The sequence below is a fragment of the Aminobacter sp. Y103A genome (assembly GCF_030294925.1).
GTDB classification, from domain to species: Bacteria; Pseudomonadota; Alphaproteobacteria; order Rhizobiales; family Rhizobiaceae; genus Aminobacter; species Aminobacter ciceronei.
Window position 1 is genome coordinate 3,653,136 of the sequence record NZ_AP017986.1, and the last position, 25,977, is coordinate 3,679,112.

At 63.4% G+C, this 25,977-nt stretch carries 25 protein-coding genes, 2 tRNA genes and 1 pseudogene; 9 read left to right on the plus strand and 19 right to left on the minus strand.

All coding sequences use genetic code 11. From position 1 onward, the window contains the following. Positions 1–84: 84 nt before the first annotated feature. The 3 genes from Amn_RS17965 to Amn_RS17975 all read right to left on the minus strand — a co-directional run bounded on the left by Amn_RS17965 (position 85) and on the right by Amn_RS17975 (position 3,114). Positions 85–237 (minus strand): hypothetical protein, encoded by a 153-nt coding sequence (locus Amn_RS17965; protein WP_286290839.1) that lies wholly within the window; start codon positions 235–237, stop codon positions 85–87. A 335-nt stretch (positions 238–572) separates the two neighbouring features. Continuing rightward, positions 573–845: a YMGG-like glycine zipper-containing protein gene (locus Amn_RS17970; RefSeq protein WP_067960641.1), complete on the minus strand. Its 273-nt coding sequence runs from the start codon at positions 843–845 to the stop codon at positions 573–575. A gap of 214 nt (positions 846–1,059) precedes the next feature. Continuing rightward, a complete protein-coding gene (locus Amn_RS17975; RefSeq protein ID WP_154383869.1) occupies positions 1,060–3,114 on the minus strand; it encodes an AI-2E family transporter in 2,055 nt (684 codons plus the stop codon). Positions 3,115–3,352: 238 nt separating this feature from the next. Here Amn_RS17975 and Amn_RS17980 point away from each other — a divergent pair, with 238 nt between their 5' ends. Continuing rightward, complete coding sequence (locus Amn_RS17980; RefSeq protein WP_067960634.1) at positions 3,353–3,838, plus strand: hypothetical protein; 486 nt, start codon at positions 3,353–3,355, stop codon at positions 3,836–3,838. A 92-nt stretch (positions 3,839–3,930) separates the two neighbouring features. Here Amn_RS17980 and Amn_RS17985 read toward each other — a convergent pair. The 3 genes from Amn_RS17985 to Amn_RS17995 all read right to left on the minus strand — a co-directional run bounded on the left by Amn_RS17985 (position 3,931) and on the right by Amn_RS17995 (position 5,309). Beyond that, a tRNA-Lys gene (locus Amn_RS17985) sits at positions 3,931–4,006 on the minus strand. 210 nt (positions 4,007–4,216) lie between these two features. Further along, a tRNA-Lys gene (locus Amn_RS17990) sits at positions 4,217–4,292 on the minus strand. Between the two features lie 102 nt (positions 4,293–4,394). After that, positions 4,395–5,309 (minus strand): PhzF family phenazine biosynthesis protein, encoded by a 915-nt coding sequence (locus tag Amn_RS17995; RefSeq protein WP_286290840.1) that lies wholly within the window; start codon positions 5,307–5,309, stop codon positions 4,395–4,397. Positions 5,310–5,495: 186 nt separating this feature from the next. Between Amn_RS17995 and Amn_RS18000 the strand changes: the two genes are divergently transcribed. From Amn_RS18000 to Amn_RS18010, 3 genes are read left to right on the plus strand one after another with little or no spacing between them, the layout of a single operon-like run. Next, positions 5,496–6,794 carry an efflux RND transporter periplasmic adaptor subunit gene (locus tag Amn_RS18000; RefSeq protein WP_286290841.1) on the plus strand — a complete coding sequence of 433 codons (1,299 nt, stop codon included), beginning with the start codon at positions 5,496–5,498 and terminating at the stop codon, positions 6,792–6,794. Between the two features lie 21 nt (positions 6,795–6,815). Beyond that, a complete protein-coding gene (locus Amn_RS18005) occupies positions 6,816–7,520 on the plus strand; it encodes an ABC transporter ATP-binding protein (protein WP_286290842.1) in 705 nt (234 codons plus the stop codon). A 3-nt stretch (positions 7,521–7,523) separates the two neighbouring features. Then, entirely contained in the window at positions 7,524–8,735 is a 1,212-nt protein-coding gene (locus Amn_RS18010; protein ID WP_067960623.1) for an ABC transporter permease, read from the plus strand. A gap of 6 nt (positions 8,736–8,741) precedes the next feature. Here Amn_RS18010 and Amn_RS18015 read toward each other — a convergent pair whose 3' ends face one another. The 3 genes from Amn_RS18015 to Amn_RS18025 form a co-directional block, all read right to left on the minus strand. Further along, positions 8,742–9,185, minus strand: a complete 444-nt coding sequence (locus Amn_RS18015) for a cupin domain-containing protein (protein ID WP_286290843.1) — start codon at positions 9,183–9,185, stop codon at positions 8,742–8,744. A 98-nt stretch (positions 9,186–9,283) separates the two neighbouring features. Beyond that, positions 9,284–9,997 carry a hypothetical protein gene (locus tag Amn_RS18020; RefSeq protein WP_067960618.1) on the minus strand — a complete coding sequence of 238 codons (714 nt, stop codon included), beginning with the start codon at positions 9,995–9,997 and terminating at the stop codon, positions 9,284–9,286. A gap of 9 nt (positions 9,998–10,006) precedes the next feature. Further along, entirely contained in the window at positions 10,007–11,119 is a 1,113-nt protein-coding gene (locus tag Amn_RS18025; RefSeq protein ID WP_286290844.1) for an endonuclease/exonuclease/phosphatase family protein, read from the minus strand. A gap of 164 nt (positions 11,120–11,283) precedes the next feature. Between Amn_RS18025 and Amn_RS18030 the strand changes: the two genes are divergently transcribed. Together Amn_RS18030 and Amn_RS18035 are read left to right on the plus strand one after the other, a co-directional pair. Beyond that, positions 11,284–11,802 carry a BA14K family protein gene (locus Amn_RS18030; RefSeq protein WP_286290845.1) on the plus strand — a complete coding sequence of 173 codons (519 nt, stop codon included), beginning with the start codon at positions 11,284–11,286 and terminating at the stop codon, positions 11,800–11,802. A gap of 155 nt (positions 11,803–11,957) precedes the next feature. Then, the gene (locus tag Amn_RS18035; RefSeq protein ID WP_154383862.1) at positions 11,958–12,263 is read left to right on the plus strand and encodes a PilZ domain-containing protein; all 306 of its coding nucleotides are present in this window, start codon (positions 11,958–11,960) and stop codon (positions 12,261–12,263) included. Between the two features lie 307 nt (positions 12,264–12,570). Here Amn_RS18035 and ilvC read toward each other — a convergent pair whose 3' ends face one another. From ilvC to Amn_RS18050, 3 genes are all read right to left on the minus strand, one after another. Continuing rightward, positions 12,571–13,590: a ketol-acid reductoisomerase gene (gene ilvC, locus Amn_RS18040; RefSeq protein ID WP_067960608.1), complete on the minus strand. Its 1,020-nt coding sequence runs from the start codon at positions 13,588–13,590 to the stop codon at positions 12,571–12,573. Positions 13,591–13,616: 26 nt separating this feature from the next. Continuing rightward, the gene (locus Amn_RS18045) at positions 13,617–14,270 is read right to left on the minus strand and encodes a TetR/AcrR family transcriptional regulator (protein WP_067960605.1); all 654 of its coding nucleotides are present in this window, start codon (positions 14,268–14,270) and stop codon (positions 13,617–13,619) included. A 177-nt stretch (positions 14,271–14,447) separates the two neighbouring features. Next, on the minus strand, positions 14,448–15,359 hold the full coding sequence (locus tag Amn_RS18050) for a LysR family transcriptional regulator (RefSeq protein ID WP_286290846.1): 912 nt from the start codon (positions 15,357–15,359) through the stop codon (positions 14,448–14,450). Positions 15,360–15,452: 93 nt separating this feature from the next. Here Amn_RS18050 and Amn_RS18055 point away from each other — a divergent pair, with 93 nt between their 5' ends. Beyond that, the gene (locus Amn_RS18055; protein WP_286290847.1) at positions 15,453–16,505 is read left to right on the plus strand and encodes an SDR family oxidoreductase; all 1,053 of its coding nucleotides are present in this window, start codon (positions 15,453–15,455) and stop codon (positions 16,503–16,505) included. A 16-nt stretch (positions 16,506–16,521) separates the two neighbouring features. Here the strand turns inward: Amn_RS18055 and Amn_RS18060 are convergent, their stop codons facing one another. From Amn_RS18060 to Amn_RS18080, 5 genes and pseudogenes are all read right to left on the minus strand, one after another. Continuing rightward, positions 16,522–17,157: a hypothetical protein gene (locus tag Amn_RS18060; protein WP_286290848.1), complete on the minus strand. Its 636-nt coding sequence runs from the start codon at positions 17,155–17,157 to the stop codon at positions 16,522–16,524. Positions 17,158–17,212: 55 nt separating this feature from the next. Further along, positions 17,213–18,316 (minus strand): OmpA family protein, encoded by a 1,104-nt coding sequence (locus Amn_RS18065; protein ID WP_286290849.1) that lies wholly within the window; start codon positions 18,314–18,316, stop codon positions 17,213–17,215. Between the two features lie 52 nt (positions 18,317–18,368). Then, positions 18,369–19,631 (minus strand): annotated as a pseudogene (locus tag Amn_RS18070) (FAD-dependent oxidoreductase). A gap of 75 nt (positions 19,632–19,706) precedes the next feature. Beyond that, positions 19,707–21,623: a potassium transporter Kup gene (locus Amn_RS18075; protein WP_286290850.1), complete on the minus strand. Its 1,917-nt coding sequence runs from the start codon at positions 21,621–21,623 to the stop codon at positions 19,707–19,709. A gap of 114 nt (positions 21,624–21,737) precedes the next feature. Next, the gene (locus Amn_RS18080) at positions 21,738–22,478 is read right to left on the minus strand and encodes a pyridoxine 5'-phosphate synthase (RefSeq protein WP_286290851.1); all 741 of its coding nucleotides are present in this window, start codon (positions 22,476–22,478) and stop codon (positions 21,738–21,740) included. Between the two features lie 171 nt (positions 22,479–22,649). Between Amn_RS18080 and Amn_RS18085 the strand changes: the two genes are divergently transcribed. Beyond that, positions 22,650–23,054 carry a SpoIIAA family protein gene (locus tag Amn_RS18085; protein WP_182573494.1) on the plus strand — a complete coding sequence of 135 codons (405 nt, stop codon included), beginning with the start codon at positions 22,650–22,652 and terminating at the stop codon, positions 23,052–23,054. Here Amn_RS18085 and Amn_RS18090 read toward each other — a convergent pair. Next, positions 23,051–23,671, minus strand: a complete 621-nt coding sequence (locus Amn_RS18090) for a hypothetical protein (RefSeq protein WP_067960580.1) — start codon at positions 23,669–23,671, stop codon at positions 23,051–23,053. The genes Amn_RS18085 and Amn_RS18090 overlap by 4 nt on opposite strands. A gap of 121 nt (positions 23,672–23,792) precedes the next feature. Between Amn_RS18090 and Amn_RS18095 the strand changes: the two genes are divergently transcribed. Further along, positions 23,793–24,665 (plus strand): protein phosphatase 2C domain-containing protein, encoded by an 873-nt coding sequence (locus tag Amn_RS18095; protein ID WP_286290852.1) that lies wholly within the window; start codon positions 23,793–23,795, stop codon positions 24,663–24,665. 123 nt (positions 24,666–24,788) lie between these two features. Here the strand turns inward: Amn_RS18095 and Amn_RS18100 are convergent, their stop codons facing one another. Further along, a complete protein-coding gene (locus tag Amn_RS18100) occupies positions 24,789–25,916 on the minus strand; it encodes an ATP-dependent DNA helicase (RefSeq protein ID WP_182573496.1) in 1,128 nt (375 codons plus the stop codon). Between the last annotated feature and the right edge of the window lie 61 nt (positions 25,917–25,977).

Sequence of the window (25,977 nt, forward strand, 5' to 3'; positions counted from 1 at the left end):
CGCCGGTTCACGCGCTACTCTGGAAAACCTTCTTCAGTTGGGTTGAGATGATATAGCGCGCCCGCCTCCGGGCACGGGGTGGCCCTAGTGGACCAGACCGACGACGACGGCCGCGGTAAAGCCGAACGACACCGTGAAGAACAGATACGACGCGATCTGCGCAATGCTGGCAGGGCTGCCGGCCGCAGCTGCCGTCCTGCCGACGCGGCTGTTCGAGAGATACTGGGTCTGTGCCATCGCAATCTCCATCATGCCGTTAGTCTATAAAATTAATAGACTTTGTCGATCGCTAATTTTGGCGAGATTGTGGAACGGCTTTGCCCTGCCACAGCTGGGCGGGAGCAATTTTTCTCTTGCGAGAATGATCTGCCGACTACCGGTTGAGCGCTGAAGCGCCGCTGCGGCAGGACGCATGAACTCAAAAACATCATTACATAACAGATGGATAGCCGAAATCCAGTCGCCAAAAGATTACAGTTTTGGGCCGAATTCGACGACAGGAGGGAGGCAAAAAAAATGTCCCGAAGGCACTGTTGGCGCCTTCGGGACCGGACGAAATACGGCTAGCCGGCTCAGTAATAGCCGCGCGGGCATTCTGCCAGATAGGTGCGACCATAGCGGTCGCGATAGCGGCAGCGGTTCGGCTCGTTGGCCCGGCCGATCAGGGCGCCGGCAACGGCACCGACGGCGCCACCGACGAGCGCGCCTTCAGCCCGGTTTCCGGGTGCGGCAACGGCACTGCCGATCGCCGCGCCGCCAAGACCGCCAATGGCTGCACCCTGTTCGGTCTGCGAGCAGGCTGCCAGCGGCACCAGAAGTGCAAGACTCAATACGAGTTTCATCATCACCAATAACTCCCGAAAATGTGTCCCCGCCTCGCCTACAATGCGCGGCGGCGAAAAACGATCCATCGCGCCTCTCCAGCGCGTGGACCACTAAGTCCCTTCAACCCAAGGCATGCCAAGGCAATCGGGCAGCATTCGGGCAGCTCCGATCCGCAACTGCCGCGATGAACCGGCTTCGAAACGAGCCGCTTCCAGCCCGTCGAATTACGCTGACCTATGCCGTCTTGCTCTTCCGCCCCGCCTGTGACGGACGCCGGACCTTCCGTTTGGCGGCCTTGAGCGGTACCGCGGGCGCGTCAGTCAGGGCGCCGATGGTGGCGCCGGCCATGTTGAACGCCGCAAAGTCGGCGTTGAGGTCGCCGGCAAGCTTGTCGGCATCCCCGGCAGCACCGTCGGTCCACAGCACCACCCCTACCCTGAGCGATGGCTTGGCACGTTTCAGACGCCGCACCAGAAAGCGGCCATGGTGAAGCGAATCGGCATTCAGGAAGCCGATCACGGCTGTATGCACGCCTTCGAGCGGCAGGCTTCTGATGCTGGACGGTTCGACATCGGCATGGTTCGCCGTGGCAACAGTCGCGCCCTGCACCGTCAGCACCTGCGCCAGCATGGCCGCGGCCGCGTTGTCGAGCTCGCCGCGCCCGCCAATGCACAGCACCGCCTTCCCCGCACCGTCGGGCAGTTCGTCGGCCGGCTCGCCATCGTCCTGCGTCACATCCTCGGGCGCGTCGTCCTCTTCATCCGCTTCTTCGCCGGCGATTTCGTTCAAGTTGGCCACCAGCACCACGGCACTGGCGGCGACGCGCGTCCGCTGCTCGTCGGTCAGGGCACCGCGCGCCCGGTCGAATTCGCCAAGCAGCAGGGCCGGAATGGCGACATTGCCGTAGAAGTCGACGAGATATTCAGTCTCGAGCATCTCTTCGGCGTGATCAGTCGCCTCATCAGGATCTCCTGCCAGAAGGCGCTGGTATAGCCGCTCCTTGGGGTCGAGCACCGGTTCGTTGCCGAACAGAACTTCAAGGAACTCGAACTGTGGCACGTGTTTTCCGAGCACCACCAGGCAGACGGTCAGCGGCGTCGACAGGACCAGTCCGACCGGTCCCCACAACCAGGTCCAGAAGATCGCGGCGACGATGATGGCGAGCGGCGAAAGGCCGGTTCTCGAGCCATACAGCCAGGGCTCGAGCACATTGTTGATGACCAGTTCCATGGCGATGAACAGTGCCGCGGCCCACAGCACGAGCGACCAACCGGGGGCAACCGCAATCGCCAGGAACAGCGGCAGGATCATTGCGATCGCCGGCCCGATATAGGGCACGAAGCGCAGCACGATGGCGAGCAGGCCCCACAGAATCGCATTCGGAATGCCGAGCAGCCAGAGGCCCATTCCAATCGGAACGCCATAGGCGACATTCACCACCAACTGCATCAAAAGGTACTGACCGACCCTTCGCCCGGCATCCTGCAGCGCTTCGGTCGTCCGGTGCAGGTCGCCATAACCGACGAGGCGAATGAACCGGTCGCGCAAATCCTCGCGCTCCAGCAGCATGAAGATGACGACGACGATGACGAGGCCAGCCGTCGCCAGCGGTCCGATCAGCGGCGTGATCAGGTTCATAAGCGTTTCGATCGGCTTTTGCGGTGTGAAGATCTCGACCAGCAGCGGGTCCGGCCGGGATGGATGGGCCGCGGGCGCGAGATTGTCTTCCGGCTTATCGATCTCCTGGCCAACGCGCTCGATGACCCCGCTCAGCCTGTCGATGATCCCCTCTCCGCTGCCGCTTTCCTTGAGCGCGCGCACCTTGTTGAGGATGTTCGACTGATAGGTCGGTACGTTCTGCGCGACCTCGCCGATCTGCGAAACCACCACGAAGCTGAACACCGCGACCACGCCGAAGGCGGCCAGCACGCAGGCAATCACCGAAACCAGCCTGGGAACACCGAACCGCCTGAGCCAGCTGGCGATCGGCGCAAGCGCGAAGGTCAACAGCACCGCGATCGCAAGCGGCAGGAACACATCGCGGGCAAAATACAGGATCGCAACGACAGCTGCTGTGGCCGCGAACGGCGGCAGCGCCGTCCTGGACTGCGGCTGAAGCAACGGTGGCTGTCCAGAACCGAGGCCTCGAGTTTTCGGAATTGCCTCCACCACCTGCAACCTCCTGGCCCTGAAACCGCTTCGCGCTGATGACGAGCAACCATTCGTGACAGGAGACGTCACGAGCACGCTGTCATGTCGTGCCGCATAGTCGCGGCAGATGGGCCGCATTTGCAATGGCCCGCAAGTCTGCCGCCAGAAGAAGCGCCGGCCATCAGCGGAACGTTCATGCCAAGGGCGCAAGTGCCTGCGAGGGGCGGAGCTCGGATCGCCGGGGCAAATGCTCAGGTCGGAGCGAAACGTGCTTGCCAACTGGCTGCCCCGCGCCCGACGGACATTTGCGCATTGGCAATGCTGAATCCGGCACGCTAGGCAAGATGCAGTCCGATTCGCTACCGACAGGTCCGCCATGAACAAGGCCGCAGCTTCATTTGCCCTCGTTGCCGTGCTGGCGGCCGCACTGACGGCACTCAGCCTCGCCGTTGCGCGGCACGGCTATCCCTTCGGCGTCATCGGCGTGCAGCGCCTCGACGGCATCGCCAGCGCCGATAGCTTCATTCCGCTGGCGGCGATCTACTTCCTTGCCGCGATGCTGATGATGATCCTGCCGCTCAAGGCGGCGAGTATCGTCCTGGTCAATGCTGCCGACACCATCCACTGGATCGTCATCGCCCTGTTCGCCACCATCGTCGGCTGCCTCGCGGCGCGCTGGGTATTCGGCCAGGCCAGTGCGCCTTGGGCCCTGCTCGACTGGCGCTACCTGTTCGTCGCCATCATTGTCGGCTGCCATCTCGCAATGAACGAACTGCGCCGTAACGTCCTGCTGCGCAGCCTCTTCTTCGCCCTCTTCGGCGTGGCAACGCTTGCCTGCCTGTTCTGGTCGTTCCGAATTTGAGGCAGCGCAGGGCCGACCAGAAATAGGACTCCAAGCGACTTCAACCCAATTGAAGCAACAGTCACAGCGGTTTGAAATCTTTGGAGAAGAAGTGGTGGGTGCGACAGGGATCGAACCTGTGACCCGCTGATTAAGAGTCAGCTGCTCTACCAACTGAGCTACGCACCCACTCGCGACCGGTGAACCGACCGTGGCCGCATATAGCCACACCATCCGTTGCTGTCCACCCATGTCCGCCAAGAAAGATGCAGCAATCGGCAGTGGTACGCGATTGCCTGTGCAAAGCCTGGCGGCATTGCATCCGGACAAGGAGATCGACCATCCGCCCGCGCAATCATATGCGCGGCGTTCTAGTATTCGGCGGCTAAGGGAAAGAAGTGGTGGGTGCGACAGGGATCGAACCTGTGACCCGCTGATTAAGAGTCAGCTGCTCTACCAACTGAGCTACGCACCCACTCGCGACCGGTGAACCGACCGTGGCCGGCATATAGCCAAGGCATTTTCGCCTGTCCACCCCACCAGCCGCTTTTTCTTTCAGTCGGCAAAAATAGCTGGGTCAAACCAGCAGAACGCCCTCGGCCACCCTCACCGCGTGTCCGCCGATGCGCGCGGAAGCCAGCTTGCCGCCCGAGATCTCGAGCTCCAGCCTGATCCTGGACGGTCGCCCCATCTCGATGCCCTGTTCGATCCAGAATCGCTGCGCCCCATCGGTCGGCCTGTCGAACTCCATGATCGCCCCAGCAAAGGCGGCAGCCGCCGAACCTGTCGCCGGATCTTCGTAGGATGGGCTGCCTGGAACGATCATCCTCGCGTGGAATGCGTTTTCGTGCCCCACAGTCTCGCGACAATAGACATAGGCGCTGGCCACCGCCGAGTCGTTCTTGCGCGGCGAAAAGGTGAACCAGGCCTCGTTGTCGAATCGAATTCTCGCCGCAACCTTGGTGTCTGCCACCGGCACGGTGATGTAGGGAACGCCCGCAGACCACAGCGATACACGATGGTTCTCAAAGCCGATCTCGTGTGGCGCCAGTCCAAGGGCTGCGGCAACCGCATCGGTGCTGGCGGCCAGCGGCATCGGCTCGGGCAGTTTCGGCAGGTCGAATTCGGCAAACAGGCTGTCGCCAACCTTGTTCACGGCACAGCGCACCAGGCCGATATTCTCTTCGAGGACAAAAATGCCGGCAAGATCATTACCTTGCGCCATCTCGGTCAGCGCGATCGCCGTGCCGACGGTCGGGTGACCGGCAAACGGCATCTCGTAGTCAGGCGTGAATATGCGGACCCGTGCCTTGTGCTTCGGGCTTGCGGGCGGCAACACGAATGAGGTCTCCGACAGGTTGAACTCCCTGGCGATGACCTGCATCTGCGCCGTGCTCAACCCCTTGGCATCGACGACCACAGCGAGTGGGTTGCCGGCAAGCCTGTTTTCGGTGAAGACGTCATAGACAAAATACTTGCGTCCGCCCGTCATGTTTGCTCCTTCTGCGCCGGCAACATGAGCGAAATTTAATTTGAATTTCGGGACCACTCAGCCGATCTGTGATTTTAAAGCATGATCGTCAAACTGGCATCCCGGTTTCAGACAAGATCATGCTCGATCGAACCAGCTTAGAGCAGGCTCTAGGCGGATTTTCTGGGACCATCGAAAGGGTCTGGCTTGGACCAGCTGACAAATCGCCCGCAATCAGCGAGCACGCCATCGATAGAGGCAGCCCTCGGCCTCGACGGCAACGGCCGCGCCACGCGCCGCCGCCGTGGCTGGCTGTGGCTGCTGGTGGCGCTGGTCGCTGCGGCTTGCGCCTATGCCGGCTATTCCTGGTTCGCAACGCCTTCCCAGAAGCTTGTCTACACCACCCAGGCCGCCGAGACAGGCGACCTGACCATCGAGGTGTCGGCGACGGGCAATCTGCAGCCGCTCACCCAGGTCGACATTTCGAGCGAATTGTCGGGTGTCGTCCGCTCGGTCGCGGTGGTCGAAAACCAGCAGGTCAAGAAAGGCGACGTGCTCGCCTCCCTCGACACGACGCGGCTTTCCGCCCAGATCGAGCGTGCCCAGGCGTCCGCCAAGGCTGCCGCCGCCAAGGTCGAAGACACGCGCACCACCTTGTCGCAGAATGCCCAGGCGCTCACCCGCGCGCAGGAACTGGCAAGACGCGGCATGGCCACCACCCAGGCGCTGGAAGCAGCCACCGCCGAGCGCGATCGGGCGCAGAGCGCGCTCGACATGGCCGAAGCCAACCTCGCTATCTCGGAGGCCGATCTCAAGCTGCAGCAGGCCGACCTCGCCAAGAGCACGATTTATGCCCCCATCGACGGCGTCGTGCTGACGCGCTCGGTCAATCCGGGCCAGACGGTGGCGTCCTCCATGCAGGCGCCGGTGCTGTTCGTGCTCGCCGCTGACCTGTCCCAGATGGAGCTCAAGGCGGCGGTCGACGAGGCCGACATCGGTTCGGTGGCGAAGGGTCAGAACGCCCGCTTTACCGTCGATGCCTTTCCCGACCGCAGCTTCAAGGCGACGATCCGCGACATAGCCTATGCCGCTGTTACCACAGACGGCGTGGTCACCTACAACGCCTGGCTCGAAGTCGCCAATGACGAGCTGCTGCTGCGCCCGGGCATGACGGCGACGGTGTCGATCGTCACCCGGGAGGCCAAGGATGTGCTGACAGTGCCAGCCACCGCCTTCCGTTACCGCCCGGCACCTGTTGCCCGCAGCAGCGGATTCAGCCTGCAGAACCTGTTCCTCGGCCGTTCCAATCGCGGCCCGACCGATCGCAGCCGTCCAGCCTCGACGCCTACAGATGGCCTGCGCACGCTCTATGTGCTCAAGAACGGCGCGCCGGTCGCGGTCAGGGTCAAGCCCGGCTCCACCGACGGCGATCGCACCGAGATCGTCTCCGGGCTTGCGGTCGGTGATGCGGTCATCACCGCCTCGTCGTCCGCAAGGGCCAATTGAGCTGGTCGTGGAAACCCTGTGATGACCACCGCGCCGCTCATCCTCTTCGACAAGGTCTGGAAGACCTACGGCCAGGGCGAAGCCGAGGTGCGTGCCCTCGCCGGCATCGATATCGCCATCGCGCAAGGCGAGTTCGTCGCCATCATGGGCCCGTCCGGTTCCGGCAAGTCGACAGCGATGAACATTATCGGCTGCCTCGATACGCCCACCTCAGGGCGCTACGCCTTCATGGGCACAGACGCCGGCCGGCTCGACCGCAACCGCCGCGCCGTCTTGCGCAATCTCTACATCGGCTTCGTCTTCCAGGGCTACAACCTGCTGCCGCGCACCACGGCTGTGGAGAACGTCGAACTGCCGTTGATCTATCGCGGCGCAGCCGCGCATGAGCGCCGCGCGCTGGCCATGCAGGCCCTTGCCGAGGTTGGCCTCGAGGGTCGTGAGCACCACACGCCGGCCGAACTCTCCGGCGGGCAGCAGCAGCGCGTGGCGATCGCGCGCGCCATTGTCACTCGGCCCACCCTTCTTGTCGCCGACGAGCCGACGGGCAATCTCGACACTGCCCGCAGCCACGAGATCATGGATCTGCTGACCCGCCTCAACGAGGAGGCCGGGCTCACCATCGTCATGGTCACCCACGAGGCCGATATCGCCGCCTATGCCGGACGCACCATCGCCTTCCGCGATGGCCACGTCGCCTCCGACACCAGAAAGCTGGAGGCAGCATAAGTCATGATCTGGGAGACCGTCCGCCTCGCCCTCCGCTCTGTCCGCCGCAACGCGCTGCGCTCGTTCCTGACGCTGCTTGGCATCGTCATCGGCGTCGCCGCCGTCATCGCCATGCTGACAATCGGCAGCGGCACCACCGAGAAGGTCAAGGCCGACATCTCGCAGCTCGGCAGCAACCTTCTGATCGTCCGCGCCGGCCGTCCCGCCGCCCCCGGCTCAGGCCCGCAGCAGACCATCCGCCAACTCGGCGACAAGGAGGTCGCAGCCCTCACCGCCCATCTCGAAGGCGTACGTGCCGTCTCGCCGGCGTCGCAGAAGCAGGTGCGCGTCGTCTTCGGCACCGAAAGCCTGACCTCGTCCATCACCGGCACCGACAACGCCTATCTCGACGCCCGCGACTGGAAGGTCGCTTCGGGCCGGCCATTCAGCGAGTCCGAGGTGCGCGGCGGCGTCAATGTCTGCCTGATCGGCGAAACCTTGCGCCAGCAGTTCTTTGGCGCCGGCGATCCCGACGGCGCCGCCATCCGCGTCGGCCGCGTCAGTTGCAAAGTCATCGGCCGGCTCGAGCCGAAGGGTTATTCCGGCTTCGGCCAGGACCAGGACAATGTCGTGCTGATGCCGCTTCAGGCGTTCCAACGCCGCATCGCCGGCAACCGCGACATCGACAACATCTATGTCGCCGCCGATGACGTGACACCGACCTCGGTCGTCCAGACGCGGATCGAGGACATCATGCGCGACGTCAGGCGCGTCACCGCCGACCGCGAGGACGATTTTTCCGTCCGCGACATGACCCAGATCGCCGATGCGATGGCCAGCGCCACCGCCACGATGACCGGCATGCTCGGCGCTGTCGCCGGCGTCAGCCTGCTCGTCGGCGGCATCGGCATCATGAACATCATGCTGGTGTCGGTCACCGAACGCACCCGCGAGATCGGCATACGCCTCGCCATCGGCGCGCATGAAAAGCACATCCTGATCCAGTTCCTGGTCGAGGCAACCGTGCTGTCGCTGCTCGGCGGGCTGATAGGCATCGCCATCGGCCTGACGCTGGCGGGCGTCGCCTCGCTGGCGCTATCCATCCCGTTTGCGCCGAGTCTGGCGGTCGTGCTGCTTGCCGTCGGCTTCTCGGCGTTGATCGGCATGGTGTTCGGTTTCTTCCCAGCGCTGCGCGGCGCGCGCCTCGATCCGATCGAGGCGCTCAGGCACGAATAGCCGAAGCTACTTCTTCAGCAGCGTGTTTGCCGTGCCTTCCTCGACCTGGTCGATGACAAGCAGCTTGACCGGCTCGGCACCGACATTGGCGCCCTGATGCCACGTGCCGAGCATCTCGACGATGAAGTCGCCCGTCTTGTAGCTGGTGCTCTTGCCGGTTTCGGCATTGGTCACCTGCAGTTGGCCCTCGAGCACATAGGCGTAGCGCGCCGACGGGTGCATGTGCACCGGCAGCGACGCCCCGGGCGGGATCTCGAAGGAGGAGACCAGCACCTGCACGTTCTTCTGCGGCAGCACGATCGGCTGTCCGTTCGCGGTCACCGTCGTCGACGCCAGCGGCGTCACGACAACCTTGGCAGCAGGCGTGTTGTCGAGAGCATGGGCACTGGCGCTCAGAGCCAGCGCAATGGCGCCAGCGAAAAACCTTGCACGTGCTGGAAAGCTGGCCATCGAATCCCCCCGAAATGCCGCACAAGGTCTGCGGCAACTTGTGACCCAGCGGCATGCGGCCCGCAAGGGCTTCGGCAGGTCGGCGACGGCTGGTGGCGTCAGCCGCGTGAAAAATGCCATTCCACCAGCGCGGGCATATGCGGCATCAAATTGTCGGGCAGATCGTCCATGCCGCGGATGATGACAGGCCCTTCGATCTCGGGCTCCGCATCGGCCGCCACAAAGCGCTCGATGCGCGCGGCCACCTCGTCGGCGGTCTCAGTGAGATGGTAGCAGCGCACGATCGCCGTGCCGGTGTCCCCAGACAGCGCATAACAGCGTTCTTCGCCGCGAGCCTCGCCAAGCTCGAGCCCGGTCTCCTCGCGAACCTCGCGCGCCATGTTGTAGTCGAGGTCGACGAGCCCATCACAAAAGTCTTCCGGCTCGAACGAGCCGGCGGCGAAATAGACCTTTCCCGCATTGACCGTATGCGCGCCCATGCGGATCGCCACCAGCGCATTGTCGCTGGAGATCAGCATGGCGTGCGCGAAGGAATGTTCGGCACTGGTGAGCGGTTTCAGCTTTCGCCACAGCATGAAGGTCGAGAAGCGGACGGCGTGGCAGCGACCCACGAGCCGGTTGTCGCCATAGGCAAGCTCCGACAGGAGGACCACCGTGCCGTCGAACATCGCCGGCGTCAGTGCCTTTTCAGCCGCCCAGTTGGCCAAGATCGCCTCGGCATTGTCGCGCTCGAACGGGTGCGGCTCGGCATCGAGGCGCACGTCGACGACGTCGACCGGCAGGATCTGGTTGCGTGGAATGTCGAATGCCAAGGAAATCTCTCAGGTAATGCTCAACGTCACCGCAACCGGGCAGTGGTCGGAGGCCTTCGGCCGGTCCCAGCCGGCGCGCGGATAACGGTCCACCTCTTGCCCCGGCGGGAAGATGGTGCGCCAGGGCTGGCCGCGCCGCACGATGTCGGGCACCGCCTGCTCGTTCGTCCGTGCCAGCGACGGCGAAAGCAGGATGTAGTCGAGCTGGCACAGATGCCGTTCCAGCGGTCCACGCGTGTGATAGAGTGTCCAGCGGTCCATCTCCTGTCGCCGCGCGACAACGTTTTCGGCAAAACCATCGGCGAGGAACACGTCGAGGCAGGACGCCGTCTCCTGAACCGGCGTGAAGCCGTAGCCCTGATAGGCATCGCCCGAGATCACCAGCCGCTCGCGATAGTCGTTCATGTCGCCGCAGATCACCCAGCGCTTGTCGGCTGCATGGTCCTTGCCGAAACGGTCCTCGATGATCCGCCGGACGGCCTTGGCCTCGGCGACACGGATCGGCATCGTCGCGTCACGGCCGTTCAGCCCGTTGCGCGGCGAGCCCATCGACTTGAAGTGCACCGAATAGATGGTCAGCGGCTTGCCGCCGATCTTGACGTCGATCTCCAGGCAGTCGCGCCGGAAGATGCGCTCGAACGGCTCCTGGCCGAGACTGGCGAGTTCCGGCGTATGCAGCCCGAGCTCCTCGAAGGTGACATGGGCATGGCTGGTCATGCGCACGAACTCGATCGGTTCGCCATGCGCGGTCTCATTCCGCATCATCACCGCAACGTCGATGCCGCGCGAATCATTCCCAGAGGTGGTGTATTTGTGCTGGTAGCCTTGCCCCACCATCTTGAACAGATAGCCGTATTCGAAGGCCTTCAGCGCTTCGATGTTGTCGACTTCCTGCAGGCAGATGATGTCGGCGCGGGTCTCGGCGATGGCCAAGGCCGTCAGCTGGCGCATGTCGTCGGCATGCGCGATCGCGCGCGCCTGCTCAAGCAGCCGATACTCAGCCTCGCTATGGATTTCGAACAGGGCAAGTGTCCGGTCCTCGTTGAGCTGATTGCGGTAGCCGGAATAGTCGAACCTGTTCATCAGGTTCTCGACATTGAAGGTGGCAAGGCGCAGCGACATGCGCCGAGCATTGCCTTCATGTTGGCCCAAACACAAGAGCCCAGCCCACAAGCCCACGGGAACTCGGCGTTCATTTCCCGTTCAGGCTGAAAGGCGGAATATGCCTGATCTCCATCGAAATTTGGGGGCATGGAGCCTTTGGGATTCGGACTCAGGAGACGATCATGAACCTCTCATCCCTTGCACGTTCCGGGCTCGTCGCGCTCGGTCTCGTCACCGGCCTGCCGCTGGCTGCGTCGGCTTCGCCAGCCAGCCTGGGCCAGATGCCCTCAATTGTTCCGCAGGCGACGCAGAATATCATCCTCGCCCAGAGCCATTTCTGCCCGCCCGGAAGCGGATGCTATGGCCGCCGTGATGGCCGGCGCGATGGTTGGCGTGGCGACGGTTGGCGCCACAAAAACTGGAGCGGTGACCGTTGGCGGGACGACTGGCGCTGGCGCCACCGCCCGCACCGCCGCCATTTCAGGAGCGGCATCTATCTGAACTTCGGCATCCCTGCTTACCGCTACTACGAGCCGCGCTACTACCAGCCACGCTATGTCCAGCCGCGCCGCGTCTATCGTGGCGGCGGCTCGCCGCACGTCCAGTGGTGCTACGACCGCTATCGTTCGTATCGGGCCTGGGACAACACCTTCCAGCCTTATAACGGTCCGCGCCGGCAGTGCTGGTCGCCCTATAGCTAGGCGAAGCCGAAACAACGGAGACGGCGTCGCACCTGCGGCGCCGTTTTGCTTCAAATATGACTTCAGGCTAATAAACAACAGCTACAAGCTGTTGTTTACGTATCATGTGTAGAACCAAGAATACCGGGAGGATTTCTATTCTGGGTTGAAATTACATGACGGCAGACAACGCCGAGATTGCCGAAAACGAACTGCGCCGGGAGCGACGCAACCGCGTCCTCAAGGGCGCTGCGATTCTGACCGGCATCACCAATTCGGAAACCCGCTGCACCATCCGCAACATGCATACGAACGGCGCCGAGATCAAAATCCCCGCGGAAAGCCGCGTCCCCGACCAGTTCCTGCTCTATGTCCCCGTCGACGGCATCGCTTATCGCTGCATCGTGCGCTGGCGCAAGGCCGACCGCCTCGGCGTCCAGTTCGAAGGCACCGAACCCAAGCCGCACTGGCATTACGGCTGAACCCCCGATTCCCAGTCGATAAAAAAGGCCGGCAGATTGCTCCACCAGCCTCTTTTTGATTTTCGAGCCAATCGCCCTGCCGAGCCTGGGGCCGGCAGGGTGACGCGGACTTCCTAGTTCTTGGCCTCGTCGACCAGCTTGTTCTTCGCGATCTCCGCGCGCCCGCAGGGCGTAGCCCGAGGACGCGTAACGAAGGAGACCTGGATCGTCTCAGTTCTTCGCCTTGTCGACCAGCTTGTTCTTGGCGATCTCCGCGCGCCCGCAGGGCGTAGCCCGAGGACGCGCAACGAAGGAGACCTGGATCGTCTCAGTTCTTCGCCTTGTCGACCAGCTTGTTCTTGGCGATCCACGGCATCATCGCGCGCAGCTTCGAGCCGACTTCCTCGATCTGGTGGCTGTCGTTCATGCGGCGGATTCCCTTGAAACGAGCGGCGCCCGAACGGTATTCCTGCATCCAGTCGGAGGTGAACTTGCCGGTCTGGATGTCCTTGAGGACGCGCTTCATCTCGGCCTTGGTCTCTTCGGTGATGATGCGCGGGCCGGTCACGTACTCGCCCCACTCTGCGGTGTTCGAGATCGAGTAGTTCATGTTGGCGATGCCGCCTTCATAGATCAGGTCGACGATCAGCTTCACTTCGTGCAGGCACTCGAAATAGGCCATCTCGGGAGCGTAGCCGCCCTCGACCAGCGTCTCGAAGCCGGCGCGGATCAGCTCGACAAGGCCGCCGCAGAGGACGACCTGCTCGCCGAACAGATCGGTTTCACACTCTTCCTTGAAGTTGGTCTCGATGATGCCCGACCGGCCGCCGCCGACGCCGCATGCATAGGACAGGCCGAGATCGAGCGCGTTGCCCGAAGCGTCCTGATGCACGGCAACCAGGCACGGCACGCCGCCGCCCTTCTGGTATTCGCCGCGCACGGTGTGGCCCGGGCCCTTCGGCGCGACCATAATGACGTCGACGGTCGACTTCGGCTCGATCAGGCCGAAATGCACATTGAGGCCGTGGGCGAAGGCGATCGCTGCACCATCACGAATGTTCGGAGCGATCTCGTCGCGGTAGATGTCGGCCTGCAGTTCGTCAGGCGTCGCCATCATCATCAGGTCGGCCCACTTGGCGGCTTCAGCAACCGTCATGACCTTGAGGCCGTCGGCCTCGACCTTCTTGGCGGTCGCAGAGCCAGCCTTCAGACCAACAACCAGTTCCTTGGCGCCCGAATCCTTGAGGTTCAGCGCATGCGCGCGGCCCTGGCTGCCGTAGCCGATGATGGCGACCTTCTTGCCCTTGATCAGGTTGAGATCGGCATCGCGATCGTAATAGACACGCATTGGTGGGTTCCTTCCCGGTTTTTAAGTCAGAGGGCCTTGGGCCCGGTTTTCGCTCCATGAAGAGCAAGAAACTGCTGCGTTGCGCGCACGGCGTCGCCGTCGATCCCCGCCTCAGTCAATTCCAGCCGGTCGCCGAGCAGCAGACGGATCTGCACGTCGCGGGCGACCAGCCCAAAGAATGTCCGGAATGCCGTCTCGGCATCGTCGAATTCGAGCAGGCCCGCCTCGCGCCCCGCTTCCAGCACCGGCTTCAGCCTGCGCCCCAGCGCAAAGCGGCCGCGCTCCAGCACGATGGCGCCAAGGTCGCGCTTGTCCGATCCGGCATGCACGACGCCAACCCTATTAAGCGCGATCGAAGTGTCGCTCGAAATCACCCGCAGCCAGTCGGAAGCGAAACGTTCGAGGCTCGACGTCAGCGACGCCAGGTCCAGTCCCTTGCGGTCGACCGGCGGCACACGCACCTTCGAAGCCTGCCACTGCACGGTCGCGGTCAAAAGCCCGTCACGGTCGCCGAACCACTTGTACAGCGTTTCCTTGGAGCAGCTGGCGCGGCGCGCAACGGCCGTCATCGTCAGCCTGTCGCCCTCCTCGACGAGCAGGCGCAGCACCGCGTCGAGCACGTCCTGCTGACGTGCCGTCGGTCCCTCGCCTTCCATCATCTCAGTTGTCGTCTGCAACATCGTTCCAAGCCTGCCACGTCACGCCGGCTCGCTTCGAACAAGCCGTACCGTACGTTACGGTTCGGTTGATAGCGCAATTGAAGGCAGCCCTGCAATCGGATTCTTCGCATCGCTTGCAATTATCTGGTGACCGCCTTGACGGAAGCCGCCCCTGCGAAAACTTGCCGTCTGGCCGCCTCAGGAACCACCGAGATCGACGGTCTCGGCCAGGAAATCGAGCAGCGCCCTCACCCGCGCCGGCACCGGGCCGCCATTGCCAAGAAACACCGCGTGCACATCCTCGAGATCGCCGGGATTGGCCTCTTCGAGAACGTTGGCCAATCTGCCTGCCGCCAGATCGTCGCGCACCTGGAACGCGGCAATGCGCGCCAGTCCGATTCCGGCCAGCGCCAGTTCGCGCAACGCCTCGCCATCGCTGGCCTGGACGTTGCCTGTGGGCGTGACGTCCACGACAGCGCCGCCCTGCAGCACCGGCCATGCCGGCATGGTTCGGGCATAGGACGGCCCGAGCAGATTGTGCCGCTTCAGTTCGTCGGCGCTGCGCGGCATGCCTCGCATTGCGATATAGGCGGGCGCTCCGACGATCATCATCCGCGTCGCGCCAAGCTTGCGTGCGACAAGGCTCGAGCTTTTCATCGGTCCGGCTCTGATCGCCACATCGGCGCGTGCTTCCAGAAGATCGACGACAATGTCGGACAGGGCGATATCGACGGAGATCTCGGGATATCTTGCCAGGAACTGCGGCAACAGCGGCAGCAGGAAATGCTTGCCGAACGGCACGTTGGCGTTGACGCGCAGGCGCCCGCGCGGCGCCTCGCCGGCTGCCGCGCATTGTTCCGCCTCCTTGAGGTCGGCAAGGATGACGACGCTGCGCTCATAGAAGGCACAGCCCTCAGGCGTCAGTTGCAGCCGCCGCGTCGAGCGGTTGACCAGCCGCGTGCCGAGCCGGTTCTCCAGCCGCGACACCAGCTTGCTCACCGCCGAAGGCGACATATCAAGCGCGCGTGCCCCAGCCGAAAAGCCACCGCTCTCCACAGCCCGGACAAACACTTCCATTTCGCCGAAGCGGTTGACGTCCACGCGCGTCATTGTGAATTCACGTCACAGATCCTTCGCCAGAGCGACGTCTACTTCATCTAGTTGGCCGCGTCCATATCAAGGCTCTCACCGGAGACTTGGATGATGAAACAGAACACTGCACTGATCGTCGGCGCCCATGGCGTCATCGGCAGCAATCTCGCCAGCCACCTGGCAGCACTCGGCAACTGGGACATTGTCGGACTGTCTCGGCGCGGCGGTTCGAGCCAAGGCTCAGTCCGTCACATCGCTGTCGACCTGCTCGATATCAGGGACGCCAGGGAAACGCTCGGCGGCCTCCACGACGTCACTCACATCTTCTACGCGGCCTATCAGGATCGGCCGAGCTGGGCCGAGCTCGTCGAGCCCAACGTCGCCATGCTGCGCAATGTCGTCGACACGGTCGAACCGATCGCCAGGAACTTGCGCCACATCAGCCTGATGCAGGGTTACAAGGTCTATGGTGCGCATCTTGGGCCGTTCAAGACGCCGGCACGCGAGACCGACGCCAACCACATGCCGCCGGAGTTCAACGCTGACCAGCAGGATCTTCTCGAAGACCGGCAGGTGGGCAAGAGCTGGGGCTGGTCGGCGCTGCGTCCTTCGGTGGTCATCGGCCAGGCGCTTGGCAACCCGATGAATCTCGCCATCGCCATTGCCGTCTATGCTTCGATGTCGAGGGAGCTTGGCCTGCCGCTGCGCTTTCCCGGCAAGGCAGGCGCCTATGACAAGATCATCGAGATGACCGACGCCGGCCTGCTGGCGCGGGCCACCGTCTGGGCCGCGACAGACGAACGCTGTGCCAACCAGGCGTTCAACATCACCAATGGCGACCTGTTCCGCTGGAACGAGATGTGGCCGAAGATCGCCTCGAGCTTCGGCATTGAGACAGCCCCGCCCTTGCCGATGTCGCTCGACACCATCATGGCCGACAAGCAGCCGCTATGGGACAAGATGAAGGCTCGCCACGGCCTCGCCGACACACCCTATGCCGATGTGTCGTCATGGCGCTTCGCTGACTTCGTTTTTGGTTGGGACTACGATTTCTTCGCCGACGGCACCAAGGCGCGGCGTTTCGGCTTCCACGACTTCGTCGACACCGAGGAGATGTTCATGCGCACCTTCAGTGAGTTGCGCCAGCGCCGGATCATCCCCTGATCCGACGGGCCGCCGCCTACTGTCCGTAGGTTGCGAGATAGTACGGAGGAATGACTACCGGATACAAGGCGCCGGACAACGCCATGACAATCAGCGCCGCCAGCAGCGCGCCCACTCCGGCAGCACCTCCAAGCAAGGCCGTCCCCAGCGCGGGACGGCTGGCCAGAGAGCTCCAGTATGCCGCGCAACCGACATGGACGAATAGCGAGAGAACCCCGAGAAAATAGTAGGGCGCGAAGAACCAGTGCCAGGGCGGCGCAAAGAAGCCGGCGGCGGCAAAGCGAAAGTCAGTGTCGAGACCAAAGACTGTGCGTCCGGCGATGACGGCCCCGATATGGTTGACCAGGAAGAAGGCGAGATAGCCACCCGACGCCGCCTGTAGCCAGGCGACGGTTCCCGTTCGCCTCGCCCAACCGCGCACCAGCATGGTGAGCCCGCTGCCGACCTGCCACAGGATGAGGCAGACCAGCGCCACCTCGACGAAGGGCTGTCGATAGAGCTGCCGTGCTTCGGCCATGAAGGCTATGTGGGTCTCCTGCCCGCTCAGGCCGGCAAGATGATTGGCCATGTGCAGCAGCACGAACAGGCCGATGAACAGCGCCGACGCGCGATGCAGGCCGCGCAGCCTCGGGCGCGCCGGTAGATCTTCCATTCATCCCCCTCAGTCGGCCGCCGCATCGTCGGCCGCAATGCTGCAGAATGCCTGATCAGTTCAGCTTGACCAGGGCCACGCGCCGGTTCTTGGCCCGGCCTTCGTCATTGTCGTTGCTGGCGACCGGCGCCATCATGCCGGCACCCGCTGCAGTCAGCCGTCCGCCGTCGATGCCGAATTGCGAGACAAGCGCTGCTTTCACCGCAGCCGCCCGGCGATTGGACAGGTCGATATTGTAGTCGAACTTGCCCTGGCTGTCGGTATGCCCGACAACGGCCACCGCCAGCGCCGGGTTGTCACCCAGAAGCTTGGCGATCTCCTTCAGCGTCGGTCCTGACTCCGGCTTGATGTCGGCCTTGTCGGTGTCGAAAAAGATGCCGTAGAGCGAGATGCCGCCGCTGGTCGACAGTGTATCAGCCATCTTGGCTGCCTCCACCACAACCATCTTCTTGTCGCGCGCCTTGGGCTCCACCACGTGCACGATGGCGATGGTGCGCGCATTCAGCGCCTTGCAGTAGAGGTCGTCGAGCAGTTGGAAGGTCTGCACCGTGACATAGGCGTCGCCGCCGTCACGCGGCACCTTGGCGCTGAGATAGCGCTGGTCGGCAACCCCAGACGAGGCCACGCAGGCGGCATTGGAGAACGCCTCGACGCCGAGGTCGCTGTCGTAGAAGAAGTTCATCATCAGGCTCATGTCGCCGCCGCCGCTCGAGGCCGAGCGCGAAGCGTCGCCACCGCATTCCTCCTTCTTGCATTCGAACACGACCTCGCCGCCGGCCGCCTGCACCACGTCCTGGTAGTTGCGCAGCACTTCGAGCGGCGAACGGCCGTCCGGCAGCACATAGAACAGCCGGGTGAGCGTGCCTTCAATCTCGTCAGCCTTCTCCGGCTTGAACACCCTGTTGTTGTTCTTGTCGCGCTTGTCCGGATCGGGATCGGCCTTAAGCGGCGAAAGCGGCACGCTGAAATCAGTGTAGTCGAGCTTCTGGTGGTAGACGATGAACGAGCCTTCGTAGCGCTTGGCAAGCGCGTTGTCGGCGGAACCTTCGATGTCGGCGGAGGGCACCGTCGCATCGGCAAGAGCTGGCATGCAGCTGACGGCGAGCAATGCCAAGCCTGCCGCTGCCTTTCGAAATCCACGCACCATAAGTCCCCGCATCGCACGCTCCCCGGTTGAATGTGACGCAAGGTAGCCACAACCGCAGCATGGCTCAAGCAAGGATGCGAACTTGCCTTTCTTCGCTGCGCTCCGTCCAGTCCGCTTCCTTGAGTCCGGCCGACGCGAACGGATCGATCAGCGTGCCGGCGACAATCGAGGCCAGCAGTTGCGGCGCCGGCGGCAGCTTGGCGACCGTCGCCACCAGCCGGTCGCGCAGGAATGGCAGCAGCACCGAGTCGGACTGGTAGAATGGCGTAAAGGCCAGCGACAGCGCCTGGAACAGCCTGAGGTGCCGGCGCCGGGCGCGAACATAGGCCGTAAGCGCTGCCTCCGTGTTGCTTGCCTGCCGCAAGGCGTGCGCAAGTGCAGCAGCGTCCAGCAAGGCCATGTTGGCACCTTGACCCAGTTGTGGGCTGGTCGAATGCGCGGCATCGCCGATGACGGCAAGGCCCCGCGCCGCCGGCGGCAGTAGCGTGTGATGGCCATAGCGGGCCAGTGTCAACTGGTCGAAATCCTCAATCTGGTCGAGATAGGACTGGCTTTCAGGCCAATGCCCTGCCACCTCGGCCTTCCAGGCGTCCAGCCCAAGGGCCTGCACGCGCTCGGCATGCGCCGGCTTCAGGCTCCAGAAGAACGCCGCCATCTTGCGCCCGCCTGGCTCGGCGCGGCCGATCGGCAGCACCCCGATCATGATGCTGGCACGGCGATAGCGCTGGGTCAGCGAGTGTTTGTCGAAGCCTTCGCCCTGCCAGTCCAACGAAGCCCAGAACGCGCCATAGGCCAGCGGTTTCGGCTCGCCCGCGAGGCCGGCGCTACGCCGGATCTTCGACCTTGCGCCGGTGGCATCGACAACGAGGTCGAACGATCCAAGCTCCCGCCCTGCGGCGTCGACAAGCCGTGTCTGCTCGCCCGGAACCACGGCCTCCAGCTCGGCAGCGGTGACGATGTCGATGCCTTCGCCCAACACCGCCCGGTACAGCACGCCGAACAACGCCGCACGGTGGACAGCCAGGCCAAACCGCCCACCCGGCCGCTCATCGTAACGCACGTCGAGCACCGTGCGCCCGCTCACGGCATCGGTGCCGTGCAACCGGTCGATCCGGCTTCCAAGTTATGAGATTTCGCCCAACAGGCCGAGATCGGCCAGCACCGAAAGTCCGGTCGGCTGCAGGATCAGCCCGGAGCCCAGCGGCTTCGGCTCGACGAAGCGATCATAGACAGTGACCCGGTGCCCGTCGCGCTTGAGATAGAGTGCCGCTGCCAGTCCAGCAGGCCCGGCTCCGGCGATTGCGATGTGAAGTCTTCGAGTGCCCATCTGCCTTCCGTCGATGACGCATGGTTCACGGACGGAACATGTACTGGCAATGCTACTTTTTGCCCCGCGCCGGTCTCAGATCGACACCTGCGTGCCAACCTCGACCACGCGGCCGGTCGGGATCTGGAAGTATTCGGTCGCATCCGCCGCCGTGCGTGCCAGGCCGATGAACAGCCTGTCCTGCCACAAGGGCATGCCCGAGTTGGGCGACGCCTTCAGCGAGCGCCGCGACAGGAAGAACGACGTCGTCATGATGTCGAACTTCCAGCCCTGCTTGCGGCAGATGGCCAGCGCCTTGGGGATGTTCGGCTGCTCCATGTAGCCGAATTTCAGCTTCACCCGCATGAACAGCTCGTTGACCTGCTCCATCTTGACCCGCTCGCTGTCGGGCACCACCGGCTGTTGGGCCGTTACCACCGACAAGATGACGTTCTGCTCGTGCAGCACCTTGTAGTGCTTGAGGCTGTGCATCAGCGCAGTCGGCGCGCTGTCGGGATCGCTGGTCAGGAACACAGCAGTGCCCTGCACAAGATGCGGTTTCTTCTTGCCCAGATTCTCCGCCAGGAAATTGAGCGGAATCTCGTTCTTGCGCGTCTTGTCGAACAAATAGCGGCTGCCGCGTACCCAGGTCCACATGATCAAGGCGCTGGTGAAGGCCACCGCCAGCGAGGCCCAGCCGCCCTCGAACACCTTGACGATGTTGGAGGCGAAGAAGCCGACGTCGATCAGGCCGAATATCGCGGTCGCAACAATCGCCACAGCCGCCTTCCAGCGCCAGATGCGCAGCATCACCACCGAAAGCAGCAGCGTCGTTACCAGCATATTGCCGGTGACAGAGATGCCATAGGCTGAAGCCAAAGCGCTCGACTCGCCGAAGCCGACAACCAGCAGCATCACCACCAGCGCGAGGATCAGGTTGACCCGCGGCATGTATATCTGCCCCAGTGTCGTCTCGGAGGTGTGCTGGATCTCAAGGCGCGGCAGCATGTTGAGCTGCACCGCCTGGCGCGTCAGCGAATAGGCGCCTGTTATGACCGCCTGGCTGGCAATGACGGTCGCGGCCGTCGCCAGCACCACCATCGGGATCAGCATCCAGCCTTCGTTCATCTCGAAGAACGGATGGCCGACGGTACCGTTGTGGCTGAGCACGAAAGCACCCTGACCGACATAGTTCAGCAGCAGGCACGGAAAGACGATGCACAGCCAGGCCAGAACGATCGGCCTGCGGCCGAAATGTCCGAGGTCGGCATAAAGCGCCTCGGCACCCGTCACCGCCAGGAAGATGGCGCCGATGGTGACGAACGACACTTCCGGCTGGTTGGTGAGGAAGTTGACGATGTAGATCGGATTGACCGCCCAGAGGATTTCCGGGTCGTCGAGGATATGGACGACCCCCGAATAGCCGATGGCGATGAACCAGACGAGCGTGATCGGACCGAAGACGATCGCCACGCCGCTGGTGCCGAAGCGCTGCACCGAAAACAGCGCTGCCAGGATTACTAGGGTCAGCGGCACCACGTAAGGCTGGAACGCCGGTGTCACGACATTCATGCCCTCGACTGCCGACAGCACCGAGATCGCCGGGGTGATCACCGCGTCGCCATAAAACAGCGAAGCACCGACCATGCCGAGCGCCAGGATGATGCCGGAGCGCTTGGGCAGGCTGCGCCGTGCCAGCGCCATCAGCGACAGCGTACCGCCTTCGCCCCGGTTGTGCGCCCGAAGCACGAACATGACATATTTGACGGTGACGATGATCGTCAGCGCCCAGATGATCAGCGAGAGCACGCCGAGGATGTCCTCGCGCGATGCCACCTGGCCACCAGCCGACGCCACCAGCGCCTCGCGGAAGGCGTATATCGGACTGGTGCCGATGTCGCCGAAAACGACACCCAGCGCGCCGATGACGAGCAGTCTGATGTCGTGGGAATGGCCGTCCGCCTGGACCGCCTGCCCGCTATTTGCCGCCTTGTCAGCGCCGGCATCGGTCATGAACGACTCTCCGTGAAGCCGCGGGGCTCTACGCTCGCTGTGTTGCAAAAGCAACAGTTGTTTTGCGACAGCTAATGTTGAGCTCATGCGGGCGACGCATGGCTCGCCTGGATATTACCACCCGCAAGCCTTGAGATAGCGCCTGATCGTGCCGGCCATGCCATGCTCCAGTGCATCGGCTGTCAGCCCATGGCCGATCGAAACTTCAGCCAAAGTGGGAATGTGTTTCATCAACTGCGGCAGGTTGTCGACGACGAGGTCGTGTCCCGCATTGACGGAAAGGCCCGCCGCCAGAGCCGCCTCGGCGGTTCTTGCCAGCTTTTCCAGTTCCCTGGCGGCCTTTGCCTTGTCATCGAAGCAAGCGCCATAGGGCCCGGTGAACAGCTCGATCCGGTCGGCACCGGTGTCGCGGGCGGCAGACATTCCGGCCGGTTCGGCATCCGAAAACAGCGAAACGCGGAAGCCGCCCTTCTTGAGCCGCGCCACCACAGGCTTGAGCAGGCCGGCCTGTCCAGCGAAATCCCAGCCATGGTCGGAGGTTGCTTGCGACGGATCGTCCGGCACCAGCGTCACCTGCTCCGGCTGGTGCTTCTCGACCAGTTCGAGGAAATCTTCCGTCGGATAGCCCTCGATGTTGAATTCGGCCTTGGGAAACTCGTCGTCGATCAGCGCTCGGATTTCAGGCACGTCGGAAAAGCGGATATGGCGTTGGTCGGGGCGCGGATGCACGGTCAGTCCGTGTGCGCCGGCGGCGAGTGCGATGCGCCCCAGGCCGGTGACGCTCGGCCACGGCAGATCGCGGCGGTTGCGCAGCATAGCGACGGCATTGACGTTCACGGACAGCTTGGCAGGCATCGGCAACTCTCAGCAAAAGCGACACCCACGCCACCTATCACGGCTTGGTCGGGAACAGAGAGCGCTTTTATGTGTTCCAGTGACGATACGGGATGCATGACCCCGACAATCGGAATCGATTGTCGGAAAGGATCATTCACAGCTTGAAGCCGCATCGACGAGGACAACCCGATGAGCTCCATGGATGCTCCACCGCCCTTCCGGCGCATCGACACCGACAATGCGGAGGTCTTTGCCTTTGAGATCGTCGGCCATTTCACCCAGGCCGACATCGAAAACGCCTATGGCCTGCTCGATGCCGCCTATGAAGGCCATGACAAGATCGACGTCCTGCTGCGCGCGAGCGGATATGACGGGTTCGACTGGTCGGCCTTGTTCGATCCCATGACCTTCAGGGGCAAGTGGAAGGCATTGCATCACATCAGGCGCTATGCGCTCGTCGGTGGCCCTGTCTGGATGGGCCCGGTCGTCGGCCTGTTTGCGCCACTCACCTCGATCGAAACAAAACACTTCACCGATGCCGACGAAATCAAGGCGTGGGAATGGCTCGGCGCAAAGCCGGCCGACGCCGGCTAGGCTCTCATCGAGCGTGGCCTCAGATAGCGGACATTCTTGCGCAGGCGCCGCATCTGCTCGGCCATGATGGCCGACAGCGGCCACCTGATCTGAAACGACGACAGATGCGCTTTCCAGACCTCGTGATCGCCGCTCCAGTGGTTGTCATGATCGCCCTCAGGCGCTGCAAGAAGCAGGAAACGTCGCCCGGGACGCGCCTTTTCGATGAGACCGGAAATCTCGGCCATATCGCCCGCCGACACCGGACGGGCCAGTACGAACAATGTCGAGAGATCGTTGTTCAGAGCCATCCTGCTGACCGCGCACCAGATGTCATGGCCTTCGCGTGCCTTGGCATAGAGCGCGTCGAGCGTATTCTCGGCGATGTCTTTGGGAAACTCGTGCATGTGGCTGGTGCCGAAGCGCTTGTTGAAGACGACGCCGTCGACGACATGGAGATCGTCCCGCTCGAACAAGCCGTTGAAGTCGCGCCTGATGTATTCGGCAACGGCTGGAACAGGCGTCACCTGCCAGTCGAACACACCCCGCCTCGAGATGTGCTCGCCGAAAATCTTCCGGATATGGAACTTTGCGCGGCAATTCGGGCCGAGACTGACGATCTGTTGAAAGACTGCCATGGACCAACAAAGGTTCGGTTGCCTGACCTGACAATCTGCCACGGACTGTGCAAACTGCAACCTTCACACACCTTGCCGCGGTCACACTCCGGTCATCGGCGCGCGCCACACAGCGATCATCATGCCAAACATCCGCATTATCGATTCGATCACTGACCCGGGCTCTGCCTCGCGTCCCAACGAAGACAGCGCCGGCGGCAATGCCAGCTGCGCCTTTGTCATCGACGGCGCCACCGGCCTCGGCGGCACCAGCATCGTCGGCCTGCACGGTTCGGATGCCGCCTGGCTCGCGCGTTTTGCCCAGAGCACCTTCGAGGAACTCGTCCGTAGTGGCCGCAAGGTCGCCGAGGTCGTGCGCGAGCTCAACCAGCGCGCCGCCAATGTCGTGCACGAGGCGGCCCACGCCTTGCCGATCGAGGCCTGGAATCTGCCGATCGCGAGCTTCCAGATGGTTCATGTCGAAGGCGACCGGCTGGTCACGCACGGCCTGGGCGATTGCCGCCTGTTCCTGGTCGACGCCGATGGCAAGGTCGTCGAAACCTCTGCCATCAAGGCCGCCTACGCCAATGAGCGCGACGGCGCCCGGCGGGCGATTGCACAGTCTGGTGGATTCGCGACGCATCAGGCGCTCGCCGACGAGCCCGTTGTGCGCGACGAGTTGCGCCGCCGCCGCGCCGCTTACAACCAGCCTGGCGGATCGGTCTGGACCCTCGGCATCGAGCCCGCCGCCGCCGATCATCTCGCCTCCGAGCAGCTCGACGTTGCCCTGCCGGCCAGGGGCTTGCTGTGCTCCGACGGCTTCGCCGCCCTTGCCGACCAGTATGGCCGCTATGGCGTCTCCGACCTGGTCCGCGCCGCTGCCAGCACAGGCCTTGCCCCGCTCCTGCAGGAGCTTCGGCATATCGAACGGGTCGATGACCCCGACGGCCAGCAATTCCCGCGCTTCAAGATCTCGGACGACGCCACGGCAGTGCTGTTCGAGATCGTCGCCTGACGGCAAGCAAGGCGGCTCGGCTCACGTAAAGCCAACTGCGGCAAATTATTGCAGAACCGTCTCGATGCGCATCCTCGCGCTCGAGAACGCGCGCATCGGCGGGTTGCCAGCCGGCCCAATGCTCTAGCGGACGATCGTCAGCCGTTCGGCCGCACGCGTGATCGCCGTGTAGAGCCAGCGCTGGCGCGTGTCCTTGAATGCCCAACTCTCGTCGAACAGCACGACATTGTTCCACTGCGAGCCTTGCGCCTTGTGCACCGTCAGCGCGTAACCGTAGTCGAAATCGTCGTAGCGCTTCTTGGTGCCCCACGGGATCTCCTCGTCGGGGCTCTCAAAAGTCTGTTTCAATAGCTTGATCTTGGCGACGCCACGGTCGGGATCGTCCTCCTCGGGCGCGACCAGCAGGTTAATGCCGGGCTTCACCGTCTCGCGCGACGAGGTCATCACCTTCCACAACGAGCCGTTGAGCAGACCCTTGGCCGGGTCGTTGCGCAGGCAGACAAGCTTGTCACCCGCCTGTGGGTATCCTGCCGTAAAACCCTTGAGCTCGCGCAGCCGCTGGTTGTAGCGCCGCCGTGTCCGGTTGGTACCGACAAGCACCTGGTCGGCTTCGAGCACCAGATCCTGGGTGACGTCCTCCTTGCCGATCACCTGCGCCGTGCCATAGTCGCCACGCATGAATTCACGGCCCTCGCGCACGTCAAGCGCCAGCCTCAGAATCGGGTTGTCGCGCGCCTGGCGATGGATTTCGGTCAGCAGGAAATCCGGCTCGTGTTCGGTGAAGAAACCGCCGCCCGAAATCGGCGGCAACTGTGCCGGGTCGCCCAGGACGAGAACCGGCGTGCCGAAGGTCAGAAGGTCACGCCCGAGCTGCTCGTCGACCATAGAGCATTCGTCGATGACGACGAGCTTGGCCTTGGCGATCGGGCTCTGCCGGTTGAGCGAGAATGTCGGCGACATCGAGGTCTTGCCGGTCGCCTCGTCGGCAATCGCCTCCTCGCCCTTCGGCCGGTAGATCAGCGAATGGATGGTGCGCGCATTGGTGGCACCCTTCGAGCGCAGCACCTGCGCTGCCTTGCCGGTGAAGGCAGCGAACTGCACCTGGCCGTCGACATGCTCGGCGAAATAGCGCGCAAGCGTCGTCTTGCCGGTGCCGGCATAACCGAACAACCGGAATATCTGCGGCCTTCCGGACTTGAGCCAGCGCGCCACTGCCTGCAGCGCTTCGTCTTGCTGAGGTGAAAAATCCATCGTTTCGACTGACAGGATTCGGCGGCCAAGGGCAAGAGATTGCGTCCCGAAGCGCCACATA

Coding starts and splice junctions, on each gene's coding strand:
- Amn_RS17975 (WP_154383869.1), bottom strand. CDS start 3,114: ATGCGGCCCATCTGCCGCGACTATGCGGCACGACATGACAGCGTGCTC.
- Amn_RS18045 (WP_067960605.1), bottom strand. CDS start 14,270: ATGTTGCAGACGACAACTGAGATGATGGAAGGCGAGGGACCGACGGCA.
- Amn_RS17980 (WP_067960634.1), top strand. CDS start 3,353: ATGAACAAGGCCGCAGCTTCATTTGCCCTCGTTGCCGTGCTGGCGGCC.
- Amn_RS18075 (WP_286290850.1), bottom strand. CDS start 21,623: ATGACCGATGCCGGCGCTGACAAGGCGGCAAATAGCGGGCAGGCGGTC.
- Amn_RS18050 (WP_286290846.1), bottom strand. CDS start 15,359: ATGACGCGCGTGGACGTCAACCGCTTCGGCGAAATGGAAGTGTTTGTC.
- Amn_RS18080 (WP_286290851.1), bottom strand. CDS start 22,478: ATGCCTGCCAAGCTGTCCGTGAACGTCAATGCCGTCGCTATGCTGCGC.
- Amn_RS18065 (WP_286290849.1), bottom strand. CDS start 18,316: ATGCGGGGACTTATGGTGCGTGGATTTCGAAAGGCAGCGGCAGGCTTG.
- Amn_RS18015 (WP_286290843.1), bottom strand. CDS start 9,185: ATGGCCAGCTTTCCAGCACGTGCAAGGTTTTTCGCTGGCGCCATTGCG.
- Amn_RS18035 (WP_154383862.1), top strand. CDS start 11,958: ATGACGGCAGACAACGCCGAGATTGCCGAAAACGAACTGCGCCGGGAG.
- Amn_RS18030 (WP_286290845.1), top strand. CDS start 11,284: ATGAACCTCTCATCCCTTGCACGTTCCGGGCTCGTCGCGCTCGGTCTC.
- Amn_RS17995 (WP_286290840.1), bottom strand. CDS start 5,309: ATGACGGGCGGACGCAAGTATTTTGTCTATGACGTCTTCACCGAAAAC.
- Amn_RS18060 (WP_286290848.1), bottom strand. CDS start 17,157: ATGGAAGATCTACCGGCGCGCCCGAGGCTGCGCGGCCTGCATCGCGCG.
- Amn_RS17970 (WP_067960641.1), bottom strand. CDS start 845: ATGATGAAACTCGTATTGAGTCTTGCACTTCTGGTGCCGCTGGCAGCC.
- Amn_RS18085 (WP_182573494.1), top strand. CDS start 22,650: ATGAGCTCCATGGATGCTCCACCGCCCTTCCGGCGCATCGACACCGAC.
- Amn_RS18005 (WP_286290842.1), top strand. CDS start 6,816: ATGACCACCGCGCCGCTCATCCTCTTCGACAAGGTCTGGAAGACCTAC.
- Amn_RS18010 (WP_067960623.1), top strand. CDS start 7,524: ATGATCTGGGAGACCGTCCGCCTCGCCCTCCGCTCTGTCCGCCGCAAC.
- Amn_RS17965 (WP_286290839.1), bottom strand. CDS start 237: ATGGCACAGACCCAGTATCTCTCGAACAGCCGCGTCGGCAGGACGGCA.
- Amn_RS18025 (WP_286290844.1), bottom strand. CDS start 11,119: ATGTCGCTGCGCCTTGCCACCTTCAATGTCGAGAACCTGATGAACAGG.
- Amn_RS18090 (WP_067960580.1), bottom strand. CDS start 23,671: ATGGCAGTCTTTCAACAGATCGTCAGTCTCGGCCCGAATTGCCGCGCA.
- Amn_RS18055 (WP_286290847.1), top strand. CDS start 15,453: ATGAAACAGAACACTGCACTGATCGTCGGCGCCCATGGCGTCATCGGC.
- Amn_RS18100 (WP_182573496.1), bottom strand. CDS start 25,916: ATGGATTTTTCACCTCAGCAAGACGAAGCGCTGCAGGCAGTGGCGCGC.
- ilvC (WP_067960608.1), bottom strand. CDS start 13,590: ATGCGTGTCTATTACGATCGCGATGCCGATCTCAACCTGATCAAGGGC.
- Amn_RS18095 (WP_286290852.1), top strand. CDS start 23,793: ATGCCAAACATCCGCATTATCGATTCGATCACTGACCCGGGCTCTGCC.